The sequence below is a fragment of the Ruegeria sp. CL7 genome (assembly GCF_056536445.1).
The window spans coordinates 1,318,852-1,339,411 of sequence record NZ_JBQFPQ010000001.1; the positions used below are offsets into that span (position 1 = coordinate 1,318,852).

Here is a 20,560-nt window from a genome sequence, read left to right on the forward strand (position 1 = left end):
TCCCGCACAAGGTTGGTCGCGACCAGCATGTTTCTGAGCACGATTCTAACGGCGTCAGTGCTCGCCATCGTCTATGTGACCGCCAACCGAAGCATCGAGGCCGAAACCCGCTCGGTCGTGTCAGCCGAGTTGACGGGGCTTGCGGATGAATACGAAAGGCGAGGGCTTATAGGTTTGATCACTGCAATTGAGCGCCGTTTGCCAAGTGCCGCCGAGCGGGATGCGCTTTACCTTTTGACAGACAGGTTGGGGGTCAAACTTGTCGGCAATCTCAAGACCTGGCCGGTGAACATTGCCGCCGGAAGCGGTTGGGTAGACTTGGAATTGCGCCGGGCCGACAATGATCAGCTTGTGCCCGTTTCAGCCGCATCCATCCGCCTGCCGGGCGGCGAGCGCCTGCTGGTCGGGCGGGATGCAGCGTCGCGCCAGCAATTCGACAGGGTACTGTTTCGCTCGGTTGCGCTGGCGCTTGGGATAGCTTTGGTTTTGAGCGTCATCACCGGCTGGTTGTTCACACGCTTGGTGTTTTCACGCCTTTCGGATATCGCCAGCACGGCCGAGAATATCGTTTCAGGCGACCTGTCAAAACGGATGCCGCTGCGCGGAACTGGGGACGAATTCGATCAGGTTTCAGGCACATTGAACAACATGCTTGACCGGATCGAGGAGTTGATAAGCAACCTTCGGACCACATCCAATTCAATTGCTCATGATCTCCGCTCACCTTTGTCTCGTCTGCGGCAAAGGGTCGAGGCCCTCTCTGAACCCGACAAAAGCGACTTGGATCGCGAGATCGACATTGCGCGGGCGACGGGTGAAATCGATCACGTCCTGCGGGTTCTGGGGCAGCTCACTGAAATCTCTCGGGCCGAGGCCGGCCTGGGGCGCGAGCAATTCGAAACCATCGATTTGCAGCAACTTGTTGGTGATGTTGTCGAGCTTTATGACCCGGTGGCCGCCGATCAAGGCGTGCAGCTTGAAGTCAAAGGTTCCGCCCCTGCCATTCAGGGGCACCGGCCCCTTCTGTCGCAAGCTCTTTCCAATCTGTTGGAAAACGCAATGCGTTACGCGCCGGAACATACTGCAATCACGATTTCGATCGGTACTCGCGACGGTTTCACCCAACTGAGCGTCAGGGATCGTGGCCCCGGCGTACCGCCTAAAGAACTGGATCGCCTTCAGCTTCCCTTCGTGACACTTGACCCCGCGCGGACGGAACGGAATGCGGGTTTGGGCCTGGCTCTGGTGGCCGCAATCTCACATATGCACGGCGGAAAATTTGCCGCCCGGAACTGCGACCCCGGGCTGGAAACCACGATCAATCTGGCGCAACTGCGTTAATCCGGAACACCGTATATCGCCATGGTCTTGTTCTTGTATCGCGTGTCGGCGGTGACATCCGCACCGAACCAATCCGGTGGCACGTATGCTTTGGCCTGCTCCTCCGAAGTGAATTCTACCTCGACCAAGCGTAGCGGCGCCAGATCGCCTGAAAAGACGTCCAGCTCAAACAGCAAACCATCCGGCAAATGGCCGGTGTAGCGCTCTTTTTCCACCCTGCGCCCTTCTGTTTCCGGCCAGAAGGTTTCGAACTGATCCGCAGTTATCTCAGCCTCTCGCTCTAACCGGACCAGGCCACCAACCCCTTTCAAGGTCAGGAAATACGCATCGTTCTTTTGCCTCAGCCGCAGCTCGGTGGAATCGTCGGGGGCCGTCAGATAACCCTGTCTTACGACGGCCTTTTTCGCTTTGCTCAGGTCCGGCAGGCTTGAAACCAGAAACTTGCGCTCGATTTCCTTGCTCATTGGTTCGAAATCACTCCGTTTTCCAGCTCTTCAAACAGCGCCCTGTAAGACGCACAGGCCGCACTGCGCCCGGCATAAGTACAGACCGGGGCACGATTCTGACCCATCTTTTCAATATCCGCAGCGAAAGGAACCACCGTCCGCAAAAAGCGTTTCGGATACAGCTTGCGCATCGCCTTCATGGTTTCCTGATGCAAAACCTTCCGGTGTTGCACCATCGAAAAAAAGGCGCGCAGCTTTTTCTTGCGCAGCTTGTGTTGTTCAAAAAAGCCTACCAACTGATCGAAACTCCGCTCGGACAGGGTTGTCGGCATGACCGGCACAACGATTTCATCGGCAGCTTTGAAGACATTTTCAGACAAAGTCGAAAAGTTGGGCGGGCAATCCAGAACGATCACGTCATAGTCGCTGCCCGCGGCCATCAAAGCTTTTTTCAGCCGCGAGCGTTTGTTTCGCATCCGCGACAGAAACACGTCGAAGTCGCGGAAGGTCAGGTTCGCCGGCAGAACGTCCAGCCCTTCGAAATCGCTGGCCCGGATCGCCTTGATGAACCGCTCCACATCCTCGAAAAACCGCGCATCCTTCAGCTTTTTTGATGGCTTCACCCGAAAGTAGAACCCTGAAGCGCCCTGGGGGTCGAGATCGCACAACAGCACCTGTTGTCCCGCCTGCGCATAGGAATAAGCCAGATTCACCGAAGTAGCGGTTTTGCCGACACCGCCCTTGTTGCTGTAACAGGCAATGATCTTCATTCCTCACTCCTTTTTTCGGTGAAACAAGTTCCGAAACAGGCGCCGGGTATCTGGCCCGTGAAACTTCTGAAAGCTGGCAATCACGCGGCTCCGCTCGGCCTTTTGGCGCTGATCCAGAACGGCAATCAATCCCCCCACGGCCAGGCCCATCCGCGCATCCACACGGCCCCGCGTGTCGCTGTGCTGCGCGACAAAAGCCGTCAAGGACTTTTGCTGAACAGCACAGTCGTTGAACACGCCCAGATTGTCCTGTAGCTTTTTCAATGGCTTGATGATTTTCTTGAAGCTCTTTTCATCGAACAGAGGCCCAAAAATCTCCATCAGATAGCGCAGTTTCTTGCAATCAATACGAAGGTCATGCACGATTTCGTCCCGAGTTTCGTCAGTGACACCGCGTGCGATTTTGCAGACCGTGCGATACCGTTTCCAGATCAATGCGCACGCGTATTCATGTGCTGCCCGTTTCGCGTTTGATCCGGGCGTCAGGCGGTCTGTTCCGTTGAACATCGCCGTCAGATCGGACATACGGGCGTTGTATTCGTCACTGCGCAACCGGCGGGACAAGCGTGACAGCTCCTTCGCGCGCTCCTTTTCGAAAAGGTCGAACATCTCTTGCAGGCCCGCGTGAAGACTGGGCGGTACAAGACTGAAGTATTTATCTTTTTCCAGAAGATAGACATCCAGATCACGCATACGCCCGGTGGCGGCCATGAGATCGGAAAAGACACGTTTCAATTGCACTGTCTGCGTGTCTGAAAAAACGCCTTTGAACAGGCTGATCACCGAGCGGACCTTTCGCAATGACACCCGGTAATCATGCAGAAACTCTGTGTCGATATCGGCTATCACCCCATATTCGTTTTGCCGGGCAACTTCTAGATATGTTTGAATAATATCTGCCGCGACCTGAATAGATGGCTCAGCTTCCCCCAACTTGATCTCTGGCTTGGCCCGATAGGCGGCCATGCCTGGGAAAAGTCCGGCACAAAGCGCTTCGACACCCGGCCCGCCCCCGGACAAGGCGGAAATCGCGGTGTTCACCTTTTGAAATTCTTTCTCATACCCCCGCAGCCGCTGAAGCTGAACGATTGCTGCCTGACCCGTATGCGAAGACAGGCACCAAGCCGTTCCCCTGATCAGCGTTTTCTCCAGCTCATCCAATACGGCGAGGGGTTTCGTCTGAATCTCTCCGGTTCCGATCTGCATCAGCGCACGCAGTTTGGGGAAACCCTTCAAAGCGGCTGTCACCGGACCCTGCGGCAGGTCTTGAACAAACCGCCCCTGCCCCTTGCAGCGTTGAGACAGCGGCGCGCGGCCATTCTGGAAAAGCCACAGTGTTTCTGCGACCTCAACCAGAACACGACCTGAATTCCGCAACGATTGATCGTGGCAATCCAAAAGCACGAAAGATCTCGATTCCGCTGGTGGGTCGATCCTGATCGTGAACCCGGGAATGAGCTTTTCAACATGCGCTTGGTCAATGGATTGGGACAGAATGCACTGAAAACCCGAAAGTTCTGTCATGATCCACCAATCCGGGGCGTTTTCAGGTGTTCATCGACATTTGCCTCAACGATCTTCTGCACGCTGGTTCCTTCTTCGACGGTTCTGATCTTTCATCACGTTCAGCGTAACCGGCTTTTACCTTGGTCAGCAGTTTGTCTGGCCCTGGACCGACCCGCGTTTGGTATCTGTTGGCTTTTGAAACCCGGACCGCCGAGGCAGCATGACTTCATGAGAGCGGAAACACCAGAAGACAGCAAGACATTATGTTGCGCCAACGCGCAAACATGGGTGACAGACCCCAGAGGTGCAATTAAGACAGGCTAATGAGCGATCCAGTTTCTTCGATCCGCAACCTTGGACCGGCTTTCGAGCAGGCCTGCGCGCGCGCCGGCATCCACTCGGCTGAAGAACTGCGACAGCTGGGACCGGATGAAGCCTATGCCCGGCTTTTGCGGGCTGGCACCAAAGCACATTTCATCGGCTACTATGTTTTGGTGATGGGGCTTCAGGGACGCCCTTGGAATGATTGCAAGGGTGAAGAGAAGAAGAAGCTGCGACAGCGTTTCGACGCGATCAAGGCCGGCAACAGCGCCGCGCCGGAAAACCAGATGGTTGCCGATCTGGATGCCATCGGGGTCCGCGTTGCAACCAAAGATCTAAAGCAGGTCTGAATAAAAAAGGCCGCTCCTGGCGGAGCGGCCCGATCTTTCGGCAAAAAACCGGCTTAGCCGACCAGTTCGATGCCCGAGAAGAAATATGCGATCTCAACAGCCGCGGTTTCCGGAGCGTCGGAACCGTGAACCGAATTTTCGCCAACCGATTCAGCGAACTCGGCGCGGATGGTGCCCGGTGCTGCGTCCGCCGGGTTGGTTGCACCCATAACTTCACGGTTCTTCGCAATGGCACCTTCGCCTTCCAGAACCTGAACAACGACCGGAGCCGAAGACATGAATTCGCACAGTTCGTCATAGAACGGGCGCTCGGCGTGCACTTCGTAGAACTTGCCGGCTTGTTCCTTGGTCATGTGGATGCGCTTCTGCGCAACGATACGCAGCCCGGCTTCTTCGAACTTAGCGTTGATCTTTCCAGTCAGATTGCGGCGCGTTGCGTCGGGTTTGATGATCGAGAATGTACGTTCCAGTGCCATGTCGGCCTCTCCTTACAATGTGGCGCGGGTCCGCGCCGAAATCCATCGCGCGCCGCGTATCACGGTCTTTCGCTCATGAAAAGTGTTATGATGGTTTGCCTGCCGCTTTGGCGCTCAGAATGTATCCGGCAAAGGGTCTGTCCGGTCCAGACGCCGAACGTAAAGCACTGCAAGCAGACCTGCAAAGCTGCTGGCCCACATCATGCCCAGAACCAGAAACGGCCCGTTTTCAGGGCTGACAAACGCACCCGTCATCGAGGTCAGGATCGCGCCAAGCCCGACCACCATCGCCCCGGACAACCCTGCCGCGCTGCCTGCCAGTTTGGGTCGCACGGACATGACCCCTGCCGAAGCGTTTGCATTGGTCAGTCCATTGCCGAACCCAACGCAGATGGCCGAACCGAAGAATACCCAGACTGACCCCAGCCCGGCGATGAACAGAAGCAATCCGCAGAATGGCCCGGTCGAAGCCACAACGCGGCCGATCAGGATCATTGTGGTCAGACGTGTCCGTGCCGCGATCCGACCAGTAACGAAGTTACCGACCATGAACCCGCCTGTTATGATACCAATCCCAAGTCCCAACATGGCAGGGCTCAGTTCAAACCACGCGGCGGCGACCAATGGCGCACCGGTGATGAAGCTGTAGAACCCACCAATCGAAAACGAAGCGCATAAGGCATAACCCCAGAATCGGCGGGCGCGAAACAGATCCGGATACTCGCGCAATTGGGCTGTAAAAGTTGAAGAGCGGTTTGTATTGGTCTCGCCCATGTCGAACCAAAGCAAAACCAGCAGCCCTGCCCCCAGCACAGTGTAAAGAACAAATCCCGAGCGCCAGCCAAAGAGCATGTCGAGTGTCCCACCCAGCATAGGGCCAAGCATTGGGGCCAAAGCCATGGCCATCGCCACATACCCCAGTTTGCTTGCAGCCTCATTCGGCGGATACCGATCTCTGATCGATGCGCTTGAAAGAACTGACCCAGCCACCACCGCGGCCTGCAAAAGACGAAAGCCCAGAAAGGTCCAAATGGCCTCGGCCAGAGAGCAACCGATTGAGGCGATGACGAAGATGGTGATGCACATCAAAAGTATCGGTCTGCGCCCGTAACGATCGGAAAGCGGACCCATGATCAGTTGCAACACGGCTGAGACCGCCAGATACCCGGCAACCGACAGGTTAACCAAGCCATAATCCACACCGAAATCCGTACTCATGTGGGCCAGAGACGGCAGGAACATGTTCAATGACAAAACCGACAGTGCCGTGGCAAAGATCAGAGTGACCAAGTGCGGAGGTGTCCGGGCCGCGCGCATGTGAAAACCGTTCTGAATAGCAAACGACACAGCGCTATCACATTGCTGAAAGCTTGAACATGCCGAGCCGCTGGCGGTGGCAACACAGCTCTGCTAAGAGCGCCCCATGTTACGGATCGAAGACATCACCTATGCCGTTGAAGGTCGCCCGTTGTTTGACGGCGCAACCGCGACAATTCCCGATGGTCACAAGGTTGGCCTTGTCGGTCGGAACGGAACCGGAAAGACCACGCTGTTCCGCCTGATCCGGGGCGAGTTGGCTTTGGAATCGGGAAATATCTCGGTCCCGAAACGCGCTCGGATTGGTGGCGTGGCGCAAGAGGTGCCCTCCTCTGACGTCTCGCTGATCAACACGGTCTTGGCCGCCGATAGCGAACGCAGTGCATTGATGGCCGAGGCCGAAAGCGCCGAAGACCCGATACGCATCGCCGAGATTCAGACACGTCTGGCCGATATCGACGCCTGGTCCGCCGAGGCCCGCGCAGCTTCGATCCTCAAGGGGTTGGGCTTTGACGACGAAGACCAGCAGCGCCCCTGTTCGGATTTCTCGGGCGGGTGGCGGATGCGCGTTGCGCTGGCGGCGGTGCTGTTTTCTCAGCCCGATCTGCTGCTGCTGGACGAACCGACCAACTATCTGGACCTCGAAGGCGCGCTTTGGCTGGAAAGCTACCTGGCCAAATATCCGCACACTGTGATCATCATCAGCCACGACCGCGGCCTTCTGAACCGCGCCGTGGGGTCGATCCTGCATCTGGAAGACCGCAAGCTGACCTATTACGCGGTGCCCTACGACAAGTTCGCGGAACGCCGTGCGGAACGGCTGGCACAGGCGGAATCGGAAAACGCCAAGGCCAAGGCCCGCATCGCACATCTGCAAAGCTTTGTGGATCGGTTCCGTTATAAGGCGTCGAAGGCCGTTCAGGCCCAGTCGCGCCTGAAGATGATCGAACGCATCCAACTGGTCTCGACCCCGCAAGAGGCCGCCCTGCGCGCCTTCAGCTTTCCGGAACCCGAGGAACTGTCGCCGCCGATCATCCAGATCGAAGGCGGCGTCACCGGCTATGGCGAAACCGAAGTGCTGCGCCGCCTGAACCTGCGTATCGATCAGGATGACCGTATCGCGCTGTTGGGCAAGAACGGACAGGGCAAGTCGACCTTGTCCAAGCTGCTGTCGGACCGGCTGCCCCTCATGGGGGGCAAGATGACCCGCAGCAACAAGCTGCGCATCGGGTATTTCGCACAGCATCAGGTGGATGAGCTTTACGTGGACGAAACGCCGCTGGACCACCTGCGCCGTCTGCGCCCTGACGAAGCGCCGGGCAAGTGGCGCTCGCGTCTGGCCGGGTTCGGGTTGAATGCGGATCAGGCGGAAACCGAGGTCGGGCGCCTGTCGGGCGGACAGAAAGCGCGGCTTTCACTGCTGCTCGCCACGATCGACGCGCCCCATATGCTGATCCTTGATGAGCCGACCAACCACCTTGACATCGAAAGCCGCGAGGCGCTGGTCGAGGCGCTGACGGCCTATTCCGGCGCGGTGGTTCTGGTCAGTCACGACATGCACCTGCTGAGCCTTGTCGCGGATCGTCTCTGGCTGGTTTCGGACGGTACCGTCAAACCTTTCGACGGCGACCTTGAAGCCTATCGGTCCCTGCTGCTGGCGCGCGACAGACCTGTCAGGGAAAAGCCCCGCGCGGTCAAATCGAAACGCCCCCCACGCGAGACGATACTGGCCTTGCGTGCGGATCTGCGCAAATGCGAGGACCGAATCGAAAAGCTGACGGAAATGCACGACAGGCTTTCGACCAAACTGGCCGATCCGGCGCTGTACGAGGACGAAAGGATCAACGATCTGGAAACCTGGAACCGCAAGTTCACCGAAGTCACCGAGGCCATGCAAAAAGCCGAGGCATTGTGGGTCGCGGCCGCCGAACGGCTTGAACAGGCAGAAACCGCATGAGTACGCCCATCACGGACACCGACGCCATGATCGCAGGTATGCAGCCCGACTTGCAGCCCGGTGAATTTGCCTTTGTCGTCTGGCCTGACAACAAACCCTGGCCTGACGGAACACGTGCAAGCTGCGTAGAGGCGGAGGGGTTGTCCCTGATCGTCCCGATTGACAGCGCGCCACAAGACACGGTCGCCATGCACTGCATCACATTGCAGGTTCATTCCTCTCTGGAGGGCGTGGGCCTTACCGCTGCCGTATCTGGTGCTTTGGCGCGGCAGGGAATACCTGCAAACATGGTCGCGGGATATCACCACGACCACATCTATGTCCCCGCAGCGCAGTCGCAAGACGCCTTGCGGGTCCTACAAGACCTGCAACGGAGCAGCAAACAGTGATAGACAGCGCATTCCTGATTACTGCGTTCACGACGCTATTCGTGGTGCTCGACCCGCCTGCGCAAACACCGATCTTTGTGGCACTGACCCAGGGCATGGATTGGAACACGCGCCGCTCGATCGCAATCCGCGCGTGTCTGACGGCGGGCGTCATTCTGGCCATGTTTGCCGCCTTTGGCGAAGCCCTGCTGGGGTTTGTCGGTATCTCGATGGAGGCATTCCGGGTCGCAGGTGGCGTCCTGCTGTTCCTGACAGCGCTCGACATGCTGTTTGAACGCCGAACAAAACGGCGTGAAACCAGCGCCGAGGAAGAAGAGCACCCGGATCCATCGGTCTTTCCGCTGGGCATCCCGCTGATTGCAGGCCCCGGATCGATTGCAACGATGATCCTGCTTGCGGGTCAGCAGCCCGGTATACAGGGGTTGGCCATCGTCATCGGTGTGATGCTGGTCGTGCTGGCGATGGTGTTCGTGATGTATCTGACATCCGGCGCTGTGGCCCGTATTCTGGGCAAGACCGGGCTGAACGTACTGACCCGCCTGCTGGGCATGTTGCTGGCAGCTTTGTCGGTTCAGTTCATCTTGGATGGCCTCAAGGCCTTTGGATTTGCGTCCTGAATTCCCATGTATCACTCAGATAGTCTTGTTGGGATAACGGTATGGATGGCGACAGCATTGCACGTTTGGCGTATCTGAGCTTGCTCGGCGCAGCGGTGGTGGCCTGGTTCATCTCTCAGAACCGGCAATCGCTGAACAAGACCCTGCAACAGATGATGGCCTGGGTGTTCATCTTTATTGGCGTGATAGCCGTCATCGGCTTGTGGGAAGACATACGGTCTTCGGTTGGCCCTGCCCCGCAGATGACCGTCACCGGCAACGCGATCGAGGTGCCTCGTGCCTATGATGGTCACTATTACCTTCCGGTTTTGGTGAATGGTGAGCCGATCAACTTTCTTGTCGACACCGGCGCCAGCCAGATCGTTCTCAGTGCCCGGGACGCAGAACGTGTAGGCATCGATCCCGATCAACTGAACTATTTCGGCCGCGCCCTGACCGCCAACGGCGAGGTGCGCACGGCGCCGGTGCGGCTTGACACCCTGACCGCAGGGCCCATTACCGACCAGAACGTATCGGCCTGGGTCAATGAGGGCGAGCTGGACAAGTCGCTTCTGGGGATGGAATATCTGCATCGTTTCTCGAGCGTCCAATTTGCAAATGGTAAGTTGATCTTGTCTCGTTGACGGCCCGGGCAGCTTGAGAACAAAAATAGAACATGCTAGTGTTCCGGCATGTCCACTCAGCTTCTTGGCCACAAAACTGCGCGTCAGGCACCGGGGGTAAAGCTCCATCCGCAGATCACCCTGGAACTGGGCCGCGTGCACGAGGCATGCGGCCCCGCCCGGCGCAGCTTTGCCATGTGGCTGGCCAGTCAGACGCAGGGGCCGGTCTTGTGGATTTCCCCCGCCTGGGAACCCGGCCAGCTGAACCCCGATGGGATGATGGCCTTTGCCGATCCGGCCCGGTTCATATTTGTTCATCCCACCCGTGCCGAAGATCTGCTGTGGTGCCTGGAGGAGGCGCTGCGCAGCGGGGCCATTCCGCTGATAATCGGCGACCTGCCCGGCGCACCGGGGCTCACGCCGATACGCCGGATGCATCTGGCTGCCGAACAGGGGGGTGCGATGGGGCGGGCTCCGCTTGGTTTGCTGCTGACACCCGGAGATGGCGGCGCGCAAGGGGTTGAAACGCGCTGGCACATGGCGGCCACCCATCGGGATGAGGCTCGGATCTGGGCTCTGACACGCCGCCGCGCCCGTGCCCTGCCCCCGGTCACATGGCAGGCCACCATGACCGCCGCTCGTGCCGGGTTGCATCTGGAACGGATCGAAACCGAAGACACACCGGCATAAAGCCACACGGATCACGCAAGAAGTGACTGGTCAAAACCCGGGCCGCGCCCTAGCGTCACGACATGAGCCATCCGATCCATGACAGCCGCTATTCCTGGCTTCGCCTTCTGATCACGCTCGCCATTGCAACAGTGGCGAATGTCGGCATGTGGGCCGTGATCGTGGTCATGCCCGCAGTTGAAACCGAATTCGGGGCCGGTCGTGCCGAAGCCTCGATGCCGTACACTCTGGCAATGATCGGTTTTGCCCTGGGCAACATGTGGCTGGGGCAGGTAGTGGACCGGCTGGGCGTCACCAGCGCCCTGATCGGAGCAGCCGTCTTAAGTGCGCTGAGCTACGTGCTGGCAACGCTGGCACCAAGCATAATGTTGCTATCCGCGGCACATCTCCTGCTGGGGCTGGGCACATCGATTGGGTTTGGCCCGCTGATCGCAGATATCTCACATTGGTTCATGAAACGGCGCGGCATTGCCGTCGCGTTGGTCGCCAGTGGGAATTACCTGTCCGGCGCCATCTGGCCCACCATGCTGTCCGGAATTCTGGCGCGGGATGGATGGCAACAGGTCTATCTGACGCTCGCCGTGCTGACGCTTGTCGTCGTCATTCCCCTGTCGCTGCTGCTACGCCGCAGGGTTCCGGTCGAGGCACACAGCACCGCCGCAGCATCCGCCAAAATCAATGCACGAAGTGTCGGTGTATCACCGCGCGCGCTGCAATATATTCTAGGCGTGGCCGGGATCGGTTGTTGTGTCGCCATGTCGATGCCACAGGTTCATATCGTCTCCTATTGCGTCGGGCTGGGATATGGGCCCGCGGTCGGGGCCGAGATGCTGTCACTGATGTTATTGGGTGGTGTTGTCAGCCGGATCATCTCGGGTTTGTTGGCAGATCGGCTGGGCGGGGTCCTGACGCTTTTGATCGGTTCGCTCCTGCAATGTATCGCCCTGTTCCTGTTCCTGCCCTACGATGGAATGGTGTCGCTTTATGCCATCAGTCTGCTCTTTGGTCTGGCACAGGGCGGCATCGTGCCCAGCTATGCGTTGATTGTCCGCGAATACATGCCGCCGCGAGAAGCTGGCGCGCGCGTCGGGTTCGTCATGATGATGACCATTCTTGGCATGGCACTCGGTGGCTGGATGTCAGGATGGATCTACGACCTCACCGGAAGCTACCAACTGGCGTTCGTGAATGGTATCCTTTGGAATGGTCTGAACATTGCGATCGTTCTGATGCTGCTCAGAAGATCCCGCCCCACACGGGAAAGCGTCATGGCATGACCCCTCTGACCCGTCGCAACCTGCTTGCCGGGCTGGCAACCCTGCCCCTGGCCCGGGCGGCACAAGCCGCATTGCGGCCATACATCCTGTCGGATGAAGGCACCCGGGTCGGGTTCACCTTTGATCTTGCGGGGGTGACACAGTCAGGGACGATGCCGATCCGGACCGCCGATGTTCAGATTGACACAGGTCGGCTACAGAACAGCCAGGTCACGGTGACACTGGACGTCAGCAAAGCCAGAACACGGCTGCCCTTTGCCCGTATGCCCATGCTCAGCCCCAGCGTTTTGGACGCGAAACAGCACCCAACGATCCGGTTTGTGTCAACGGACATACAACTGGGCGCGGAAGGGCGGATATCAGATGGCGCTCGGATCACGGGTGATCTGACGGTCCGCGGCGTGACCCGCCCGATCACGTTGGAGGCCAATCTGTACCGGCAGGTAGGAAGTGCAGTGAACGATCTGAGCCGCCTGACCATTGGCCTGAAGGGCGCTCTGAACCGGCACGACTTCGGAGCTTCGGGCTATCCTGACCTGGTTGACGACACCGTCGGCCTGGACATCCGCGCCGAGATCATACGCGCGACCTGATCGCCGAACGGCAAAAAACGACTCGCTAAAGTCGAATTGATGCGCGCATTGTGCGGCGACCCTGCCAATCTGAGACCACCATGCGCACGATCATTTCATTTGCCGCCCTGTTTCTTTCGGTCATTCTGCTTCAGCTTTCCACAGGAGGCGTCGGGCCACTCGATGCCATTTCCGGCATCACTCTGGATTTCACGACCGAACAGATCGGTCTTTTGGGGTCTTCGCACTTTCTGGGGTTTTTCATCGGCTGCTGGTGGGCACCACGTCTGATGGGCAATGTCGGTCATTCGCGCGCATTTGCAGTTTGCACCGCGTTGGGCGCGATGGGCCTCATCGGACATACGCTGACCGAAAACCCATATATCTGGGCCGCCCTTCGTGTGGCCTCGGGCACCTGCGTCGCAGGCGCATACACGGTGATCGAGGCCTGGCTGAACGCGAAGGTCACCAATGAAACCCGAGGGCGTGCAATGGGAACGTACCGGATCGCGGATATGGGCGCGTCCCTGTGCGCCCAGTTGATTATCGCCGTTCTGCCCCCGGCCTCTTACGTCTCGTATAACCTGCTGGCGATCCTTTGCTGTGCGTCACTGCTGCCGCTGACGCTGACCAAAGCAAGCCAACCCAAAACACCTGACGCGCCCCGCCTGAAACCCGGGCTGGCTTGGCGCAGCTCACCCTTGGCCGTGGCTGGCGTGATCGTGGCCGCGCTCAGCTCGGCCTCGTTCCGAATGGTGGGTCCGGTTTACGGGCAAGAGGTCGGACTGGGCGTCGATCAGATCGCATTCTTCCTGGCCTCTTTCGTACTGGGTGGAGCGCTTGCTCAATACCCTGTCGGCTGGCTGGCTGATAAATATGACCGGCGCTGGGTGCTGATCTGGCTGTCAGCTGCCGCGGTATTCAGCTGCGGCGTCACCATGGCGGCCAGCGGCACCGGAACGATCGGAGTCATGTCGGCGGCCGTGTTCTTTGGTCTGACAACCTTCCCGATCTTCTCGGTCTCTTCCGCCCACGCAAACGACTTTGCCACGTCCGAGGAACGGGTGGAACTCTCGGCTGCCCTGATGTTCTGGTTTGCCTTGGGGGCAATTGCATCGCCCTACATAACCTCGACCCTGATCCAGCAATTTGGCCCCGGTGCCCTTTTTGCCTTCGTGGCGTTCGGGCATGTCTTCCTGATCGTGTTTGGTCTGGCGCGGATGCGGTCTCGCCCCACCCCCGAGGAGCGCACGAATTATGTTTACGCCCCGCGCACCTCATTCACGATTGGTCGCCTTCTGAAACGATCACGGGAAGACTGAACAACCCAACGCCCCCGTTTTTTGAATATCTTTTGTGATCGCCCCGGCCTTTTCGGTCGGTTCGGTATGGAACAAGGAGAAGGCGCTGCCACTCGGTGTCGAAGCGTTGAGATCCCTCTGTTCACTTCAGTGGCATTTTACGTCTCCGGAACGCGATCCAGACCGTCGCGGCAGCACGATTTTCGATCCCTTCGGGATCTAAATCGACAAGCAAGTCAATGCCGGGCTTTTGCTGGGCGATCACATCATGTAGACGGGCGCGCAGACAGTTACGCGGAAACGGATCATGGCTCGGATTCTCATCACCTCGGCGATCCCCTACATCAACGGGATCAAACACCTCGGCAATCTGATCGGCTCGCAATTGCCGGCTGATTTGTACGCACGCTACCAGCGTGGCCGGGGGAACGAGGTCATGTTCCTGTGCGCCACGGATGAACACGGCACACCCGCCGAGCTGGCCGCCGCCAAGGCTGGCAAGCCGGTGGCGGAATATTGCGCCGACATGTATGCGATTCAGGCCGATATCGCCAACCGGTTTGGTCTCAGCTTCGATCACTTCGGCCGCTCGTCCAGCGACCAGAACAAGCGCCTGACCCAGCATTTTGCGGGCAAGCTGGATGACGCGGGCCTGATCCGCGAAGTCAGCGAGAAACAGGTGTATTCCAACGCCGATGGCCGCTTTCTGCCTGACCGCTATATCGAAGGCACCTGCCCCAATTGCGGCTATGATCGCGCACGCGGCGACCAGTGCGAAAACTGCACCAAACAATTGGATCCGACGGACCTGATCGAGCCGCGCTCGGCCATTTCCGGATCCACCGATCTGGAAGTGCGCGAGACCAAGCACCTGTATCTGCGTCAATCCGCGATGAAGGACAAGCTGGATGCGTGGATCGACAGCAAGACGGACTGGCCGGTCCTGACCACTTCGATTGCCAAGAAGTGGCTGCATGACGGCGACGGCTTGCAGGACCGTGGCATTACCCGCGATCTGGACTGGGGTGTACCGGTCAAGAAAGGCGATCAGGATTGGCCGGGGATGGAAGGCAAGGTCTTTTACGTCTGGTTCGACGCCCCCATCGAATACATCGCCTGCGCCAAGGAATGGGCGGACGCCAACGGCAGGACTGATGCGGATTGGGAACGCTGGTGGCGCACCGACAAGGGCGCGGACGACGTGCGCTATGTCCAGTTCATGGGCAAGGACAACGTGCCGTTCCATACCCTGTCCTTCCCAGCCACCATCCTGGGCACCAACGCGCATAATGAAGAGGCCGGATCACCCGAAAGCTGGAAGCTGGTGGATTACATCAAGTCGTTCAACTACCTGAATTATGACGGCGGCCAGTTTTCGACCAGCCAGGGCCGTGGCGTGTTCATGGATCAGGCGCTGGATATTCTGCCTGCCGATTACTGGCGCTGGTGGCTGCTGAGCCATGCACCCGAAAGCAGCGACAGCGAATTTACTTGGGAGAATTTCCAGCAATCGGTGAATAAGGACCTTGCAGACGTTCTGGGCAACTTTGTCAGCCGCATCACCAAATTCTGCCGCTCGAAATTTGGTGAGACCGTGCCCGAAGGTGGACAGTTCGGCCCCCGCGAACAGGCCTTGATCGAAGAGCTCACCAAACGTGTCCGCGCCTATGAAGGCCATATGGAGGCGATGGAGGTTCGCAAATCCGCGCAGGAGCTGCGGGCAATCTGGGTCGCAGGAAATGAATATCTACAGGCCGCAGCTCCGTGGTCGACATTCAAGGAAGACCCCGAGCAGGCCGCCGCGCAGGTACGTCTTGGCCTGAACCTGATCCGGCTTTACGCCGTTCTCAGCGCACCGTTCATCCCCGACACCTCGGCCCGCATGCTGAGCGCGATGAACACTCTGGATACCAGCTGGCCCGATGATGTTGCCACCGCATTGAACGCCTTGCCGTCCGGCCACGACTTTGCCGTGCCAGACGTTCTGTTCGCCAAGATAACGGATGAACAGCGCGAAGAATGGCAGGACAGGTTCGCGGGAACCCGCGACTGATCGGTCCGGCACAATAGACCCGGGGGGCCCATTTCGGGCCCCTTTTGTTTGGGCCACGCGGCCGCGTCAGGGCCTAAGCCAGCATAAGTGCTTGAACTTTTGACCTCCGCCCTGACCAGCGCGGGACTCATCACGCTTGAGATATCGGCACAAAAAAGTCATCCTGAGACAAGGTTCCTCCGACTCGCGTCGCCGTGGCGACTGGGTCGGTATCTTTTGTTTCTGCATCGATCGAGGCTTTCGCCATGTCCCCAGCATTCCTTTCACCCAACAAGACCAGCAGGCATTTGGCCGCCGCATTCATGCTGATGTCCTTGGGTTTGGCGCATCCGGCGACCGCGCAGGAAGAAGGGGCACCGCCAAAGGTTTCGATAGCGGCGGCCTATACCGAGGAAATCACCGACGAAGCCACGTTCATCGGACGCGCCGAGGCAATCAACAAGGTCGATATCGTGGCGCGGGTGAACGGATTTCTCAACAGCCGCGAGGTCGAGGATGGGGCGACCGTCAAAGAAGGCGATCTGCTGTTCACCATCGAACCCGACCTGTACGAGGCGACGCTTGAGGCCCGAAAGGCCGATCTGAACCGGGCCGAAGCAAATCTTGAACTGGCAAAGGTCGATCTGGCGCGTAAAGAAGAACTTTACAAACGCGACGCGACACCAGAGTCAGAACGCGACATTGCCCGCGCCAACGAACTGGTCGCCGAGGCAGAGGTGAAGGCGGCCAATGCTGCAATCCAGCAGGCCGAGCTTGACCTGAGCTACACGCAGATACATGCGCCATTCGACGGCCGTATCGGCAGGATCACGACCAGCGTCGGAGATGTGGTAGGCCCAAACAACCCTCCTCTGGTCAATATCGTCAGCGAGACGCCCATATATGTGAATTTCTCGTTGAACGAAAAGCTCTTCACCTCAGTCTTGCAGACTTACGGTGAAAACTCGGCATCGCTGGCGGAAAGCCCGCAAAGCCCGAATGTACACGTCATCCTGCCCAACGGCACCAAGATGGATGAAGTCGGCAGAATTGTATTCGTTGACAACCGTATCGACCCATTGACCGGCGCAATTACCATTCGCGCCCAGTTCGACAACGCGGACCGGCTGATTCTGGATGGCGCCTTTGTGAATGTGCAGATCGAAGCGCTGGAACCGACCTTGCAGGTGTTGGTGCCTCAAGCCGCCTTGCAGCGCGATCAGCGGGGTGAGTTCGTCCTGGTGGTCAACGACAAGCAGATGGTTGAACAGCGTTACATCACTACCGGTGACACGGTCGGAACCGCGATTATCGTGCTGGACGGGCTGCGCGAAGGCGAAAGCGTCATTGTCGAGGGCCTGCAACGGGTTCGCCCCGGCGTCGCTGTTGACGCAGTCGTCGCCTCTGAGCAACCGGGAGAGTAACAGATGTTCTCAGCCCTGTTCATCAGCCGGCCCAAGCTGGCGCTCGTCATTTCGCTGGTGCTGACCATCATGGGCGGTATCGGATACCTTGTGCTGCCGGTCGCGCAGTTTCCCGATATCACCCCGCCCGTGGTCAACGTCTCGACCACCTATACCGGCGCAAACGCCGAGACCGTTGAAAACACCGTTGCCGCGCCGATTGAGGCGCAGGTCAACGGTGTGGACGACATGATCTACATGACATCCAGATCATCGGACAACGGGTCCTATTCGCTGGATGTGACCTTTGAGGTCGGCACAGATCCCGACATCGCATCGGTCAACGTTCAAAACCGGGTGGCGCAGGCCATGTCGTCGCTGCCAGCCGAAGTGACTTCGTCCGGCGTGGTGACACAAAAATCTTCGACCAACATGCTGATGCTGGTCACTCTGACTTCACCAAATGGGACCTATGACAGTGTGTTCCTGTCGAACTATGCCTCGATCAATCTGCGCGATGCGCTGGCCCGCGTGCAGGGCGTCGGCAAGGCCGATGTTCTGACCAACCTTGAATACGCCATGCGGATCTGGATGGACCCGGACAAGATGGCGGCGCTGTCCATCACACCGGGGGATGTCATCAATGCGATCCGGGAACAGAATATCGAAGTATCCGCCGGTTCGATCGGTGCGCCACCCGTTCCCGAAGGGCAGACGTTTCAATACACGATTAAATCCAAAGGCCGTCTGACCTCCGCAGAGGAATTCGGTGACATTGTCATCCGGACAGGTGACGCCGGTGCCATCGTCCGCGTCAAAGACATCGCCCGGGTAGAGCTTGGCGCGGAATATTATGCGGCTTCCGGCTATTTTCAGGCGGTTCCAGCCACGGTTATCGGCATCTATCAGGCCCCCGGTGCAAACGCTTTGGCGGTTTCGGAACGCGTGCAGGCGGAATTGGAGCGGCTGTCCCGCGCCTTTCCGACAGATGTCGAATATGATGTCCCCTTCAACACGACCGACTTTGTCGAGGCGTCTTTGAACGATGTGGTCACGACCCTGATCCTGACCTTCATTCTGGTTATTTCGGTTGTGTTCGTGTTCCTTGGAAGTTGGCGCGCAACGATCATTCCGGCGGTGGCAATCCCGGTATCCCTGATCGGTACTTTTGCCTTCCTGCTGGCGTTTGGGATGTCGCTGAACACCATCTCGCTGTTCGCCTTGGTGCTGGCCATCGGTATCGTGGTGGATGACGCCATCGTCGTCGTCGAAAACGTGGAGCGCATCATTGCCGATGAAGGGTTGCCCCCTGCTGAAGCCACCCGTAAAGCCATGGGCCAGATCACGGGGCCGGTCATCGCGACCACACTGGTTCTTTTGGCGGTGTTCGTGCCGGTCACGTTCATGCCCGGCATCTCGGGGCGGCTGTATTCCCAATTTGCCATAACGATCTCGACCGCTGTCGTAATCTCTTCCATCAACGCCCTGACCCTTTCGCCTGCCCTGTGCGGCTTGGTTCTTCGTCCTCGGTCCGGCCCTCCCAAAGGGGTGCTTGCGATGTTCGAAAACTTCATCGGCACCGTGCGCAACGGCTATGTGGCCATTGTACGAAAGCTGTTGGTTTTTCCGGCCATTGCGCTGGCCATCGTGGTTGGGCTTGGCATGGGAACCGGAACAATCATGTCCAACACCTCGGCCGGGTTTATTCCGCTTGAAGACAACGGGTATCTGTTCGTTGATGTTCAGTTGCCTGATGCCGCAACGTTGGAACGGACCGAGGCGGTCACTGCTCGTCTGGACGAACAGATAAGTGAAATCCCGGGCGTCGCGAGCACGGTTCTGGTCAACGGCTTTTCGATGCTGAACGGCACGATCACCAACGGCGCTGCGATTTTCGTCAACCTCGAAAACTGGAGCGAACGGCAGGAAGAGGATCTGAGCGCGGACGCCATTCTGGCCAAAGTGCTGGCAATCGCGAACGGTGAATCAGCAGCTTCGGTCCTTGCTTTCAACCCACCGCCCATCCAGGGCCTTGGTATGTCCGCCGGTGTCGAGATGGAAGTTCAGCAAACCGGTGGTGGCACTCCGCAGGATCTGGCCTCGGCCGTGGGTTCGTTCGTGTATTCGGCCAATCAGAGGCCCGAGATTGGGCAGGCCTATACGACCTTCCGCGCCAACGTCCCACAGCTGTTCGTTGATCTGGACCGCGAAAAAGCCAAAACGCTGAATGTCTCGGTCGCCGAGATATTTCAGACCATGCAGGCGCAGCTGGGATCTTACTATGTCAATGACTTCAACCTGTTCGGCCGTGTCTATCGCGTGATGATTCAGGCCGATGGGACCTATCGGGACAATGTCGAAGATATCGCGAACCTCTATGTCCGTTCTCAAAACGGAGACATGGTGCCGCTGGGGACACTGATCGACGTTGAAAACGTGCTGGGTCCGGTTCTGCTGAAGCGCCACAACCTGTTCCGGTCGGCCACGGTGACGGCGGTCCCTGCACCCGGCTTGTCCAGCGGCGATGCAATCAACGTGATGACCGAAGAATCCGCGACCGCCCTGCCCCCGGGCTATGCGTTCGAATGGACAGGGACAGCGCAGCAGCAGCTGGCCTCGGGAAGTCTGGTGATCATCATCCTCGGGCTTGCCATCCTGTTCGGTTACTTGTTCCTGGTGGGTCAGTATGAAAGTTGGACGCTACCTGTTTCAATCCTGCTTTCCGTTGTCGTTGCCTTGTTTGGGGCCGTGGCGGCGGTGGCCATCGTGGGCAGTGACATCAACCTCTATACGCAGATCGGTATGATCATGCTTGTCGGGCTGGCCTCGAAGAACGGTATTCTGATCGTCGAGTTCGCCATGGAGCAACGCGCCAAGGGGCTGTCCATCAAAGAGGCCGCAGCAGAGGCGGCATATCAGCGTTTCCGCGCTGTGATGATGACTGCGCTGTCCTTCCTACTTGGCGTTGTCCCCCTGCTGGCCGCCAACGGAGCCGGTGCCGCCAGCCAGAAAGCGATTGGTGTCGCGGTATTTGGCGGGATGCTGGCCGCAACGCTGGTTGGTGTGATCGTGGTGCCCGTGCTCTATGCCCTGATGCAAGGCATGCGGGAATGGTTGAAGGGCAACAAGAGCGACCCCGACCCTACGGAAAAAGCCGCCTGAACACCGAAAGCCCCATCTGAACTGATGGGGC

The 20,560-nt window shown here is 58.5% G+C and carries 18 protein-coding genes; 13 read left to right on the top strand and 5 right to left on the bottom strand.

The window, feature by feature from the left end:
* Window positions 1-27: 27 nt before the first annotated feature.
* The gene (locus ACR0LI_RS06655; RefSeq protein WP_253284951.1) at window positions 28-1,341 is read left to right on the top strand and encodes an ATP-binding protein; all 1,314 of its coding nucleotides are present in this window, start codon (window positions 28-30) and stop codon (window positions 1,339-1,341) included.
* On the opposite strand, the gene ACR0LI_RS06660 is transcribed toward ACR0LI_RS06655, so the two are convergent.
* The 3 genes from ACR0LI_RS06660 to ACR0LI_RS06670 are packed head-to-tail and all read right to left on the bottom strand — an operon-like array spanning window position 1,338 to window position 4,081.
* A complete protein-coding gene (locus ACR0LI_RS06660) occupies window positions 1,338-1,805 on the bottom strand; it encodes a CYTH domain-containing protein (RefSeq protein WP_171723413.1) in 468 nt (155 codons plus the stop codon). The genes ACR0LI_RS06655 and ACR0LI_RS06660 overlap by 4 nt on opposite strands.
* Window positions 1,802-2,557 (bottom strand): ParA family protein, encoded by a 756-nt coding sequence (locus ACR0LI_RS06665; protein ID WP_480718220.1) that lies wholly within the window; start codon window positions 2,555-2,557, stop codon window positions 1,802-1,804. The genes ACR0LI_RS06660 and ACR0LI_RS06665 overlap by 4 nt, the downstream gene beginning before the upstream one ends.
* Window positions 2,558-2,560: 3 nt before the next feature.
* Window positions 2,561-4,081 (bottom strand): CHAD domain-containing protein, encoded by a 1,521-nt coding sequence (locus tag ACR0LI_RS06670; protein ID WP_480718221.1) that lies wholly within the window; start codon window positions 4,079-4,081, stop codon window positions 2,561-2,563.
* Between the two features lie 305 nt (window positions 4,082-4,386).
* On the opposite strand from ACR0LI_RS06670, the gene ACR0LI_RS06675 reads away from it, so the two are divergent.
* On the top strand, window positions 4,387-4,734 hold the full coding sequence (locus tag ACR0LI_RS06675; RefSeq protein ID WP_171632970.1) for a TfoX/Sxy family protein: 348 nt from the start codon (window positions 4,387-4,389) through the stop codon (window positions 4,732-4,734).
* Between the two features lie 53 nt (window positions 4,735-4,787).
* Here ACR0LI_RS06675 and ndk read toward each other — a convergent pair whose 3' ends face one another.
* Complete coding sequence (gene ndk, locus ACR0LI_RS06680; protein ID WP_068334875.1) at window positions 4,788-5,210, bottom strand: nucleoside-diphosphate kinase; 423 nt, start codon at window positions 5,208-5,210, stop codon at window positions 4,788-4,790.
* A 114-nt stretch (window positions 5,211-5,324) separates the two neighbouring features.
* Entirely contained in the window at window positions 5,325-6,527 is a 1,203-nt protein-coding gene (locus ACR0LI_RS06685; protein WP_480718343.1) for a multidrug effflux MFS transporter, read from the bottom strand.
* A 106-nt stretch (window positions 6,528-6,633) separates the two neighbouring features.
* Between ACR0LI_RS06685 and ACR0LI_RS06690 the strand changes: the two genes are divergently transcribed.
* The 11 genes from ACR0LI_RS06690 (at window position 6,634) to ACR0LI_RS06740 (ending at window position 20,529) form a co-directional block, all read left to right on the top strand.
* Window positions 6,634-8,484: an ABC-F family ATP-binding cassette domain-containing protein gene (locus tag ACR0LI_RS06690; RefSeq protein WP_480490010.1), complete on the top strand. Its 1,851-nt coding sequence runs from the start codon at window positions 6,634-6,636 to the stop codon at window positions 8,482-8,484.
* Window positions 8,481-8,873 carry an ACT domain-containing protein gene (locus tag ACR0LI_RS06695; protein ID WP_171723418.1) on the top strand — a complete coding sequence of 131 codons (393 nt, stop codon included), beginning with the start codon at window positions 8,481-8,483 and terminating at the stop codon, window positions 8,871-8,873. The genes ACR0LI_RS06690 and ACR0LI_RS06695 overlap by 4 nt, the downstream gene beginning before the upstream one ends.
* Window positions 8,870-9,490, top strand: coding sequence for a MarC family protein (locus ACR0LI_RS06700; RefSeq protein ID WP_171632979.1), 621 nt, complete (start codon window positions 8,870-8,872; stop codon window positions 9,488-9,490). The genes ACR0LI_RS06695 and ACR0LI_RS06700 overlap by 4 nt, the downstream gene beginning before the upstream one ends.
* Window positions 9,491-9,531: 41 nt before the next feature.
* Window positions 9,532-10,113, top strand: coding sequence for a retropepsin-like aspartic protease family protein (locus ACR0LI_RS06705; protein WP_171632981.1), 582 nt, complete (start codon window positions 9,532-9,534; stop codon window positions 10,111-10,113).
* A gap of 48 nt (window positions 10,114-10,161) precedes the next feature.
* The gene (locus tag ACR0LI_RS06710; RefSeq protein ID WP_152457744.1) at window positions 10,162-10,782 is read left to right on the top strand and encodes an ImuA family protein; all 621 of its coding nucleotides are present in this window, start codon (window positions 10,162-10,164) and stop codon (window positions 10,780-10,782) included.
* A gap of 62 nt (window positions 10,783-10,844) precedes the next feature.
* Window positions 10,845-12,059: an MFS transporter gene (locus ACR0LI_RS06715; RefSeq protein ID WP_480718222.1), complete on the top strand. Its 1,215-nt coding sequence runs from the start codon at window positions 10,845-10,847 to the stop codon at window positions 12,057-12,059.
* On the top strand, window positions 12,056-12,652 hold the full coding sequence (locus ACR0LI_RS06720; protein ID WP_480718223.1) for a YceI family protein: 597 nt from the start codon (window positions 12,056-12,058) through the stop codon (window positions 12,650-12,652). Before ACR0LI_RS06715 ends, ACR0LI_RS06720 begins: the two co-directional genes overlap by 4 nt.
* Window positions 12,653-12,732: 80 nt before the next feature.
* Entirely contained in the window at window positions 12,733-13,953 is a 1,221-nt protein-coding gene (locus ACR0LI_RS06725; RefSeq protein WP_210092243.1) for an MFS transporter, read from the top strand.
* Between the two features lie 286 nt (window positions 13,954-14,239).
* Window positions 14,240-15,985, top strand: a complete 1,746-nt coding sequence (metG, locus tag ACR0LI_RS06730; protein ID WP_480718224.1) for a methionine--tRNA ligase — start codon at window positions 14,240-14,242, stop codon at window positions 15,983-15,985.
* A 302-nt stretch (window positions 15,986-16,287) separates the two neighbouring features.
* Entirely contained in the window at window positions 16,288-17,388 is a 1,101-nt protein-coding gene (locus tag ACR0LI_RS06735; RefSeq protein WP_171639648.1) for an efflux RND transporter periplasmic adaptor subunit, read from the top strand.
* 3 nt (window positions 17,389-17,391) lie between these two features.
* The gene (locus ACR0LI_RS06740) at window positions 17,392-20,529 is read left to right on the top strand and encodes an efflux RND transporter permease subunit (protein ID WP_480718225.1); all 3,138 of its coding nucleotides are present in this window, start codon (window positions 17,392-17,394) and stop codon (window positions 20,527-20,529) included.
* The last annotated feature ends 31 nt before the right edge of the window (window positions 20,530-20,560 follow it).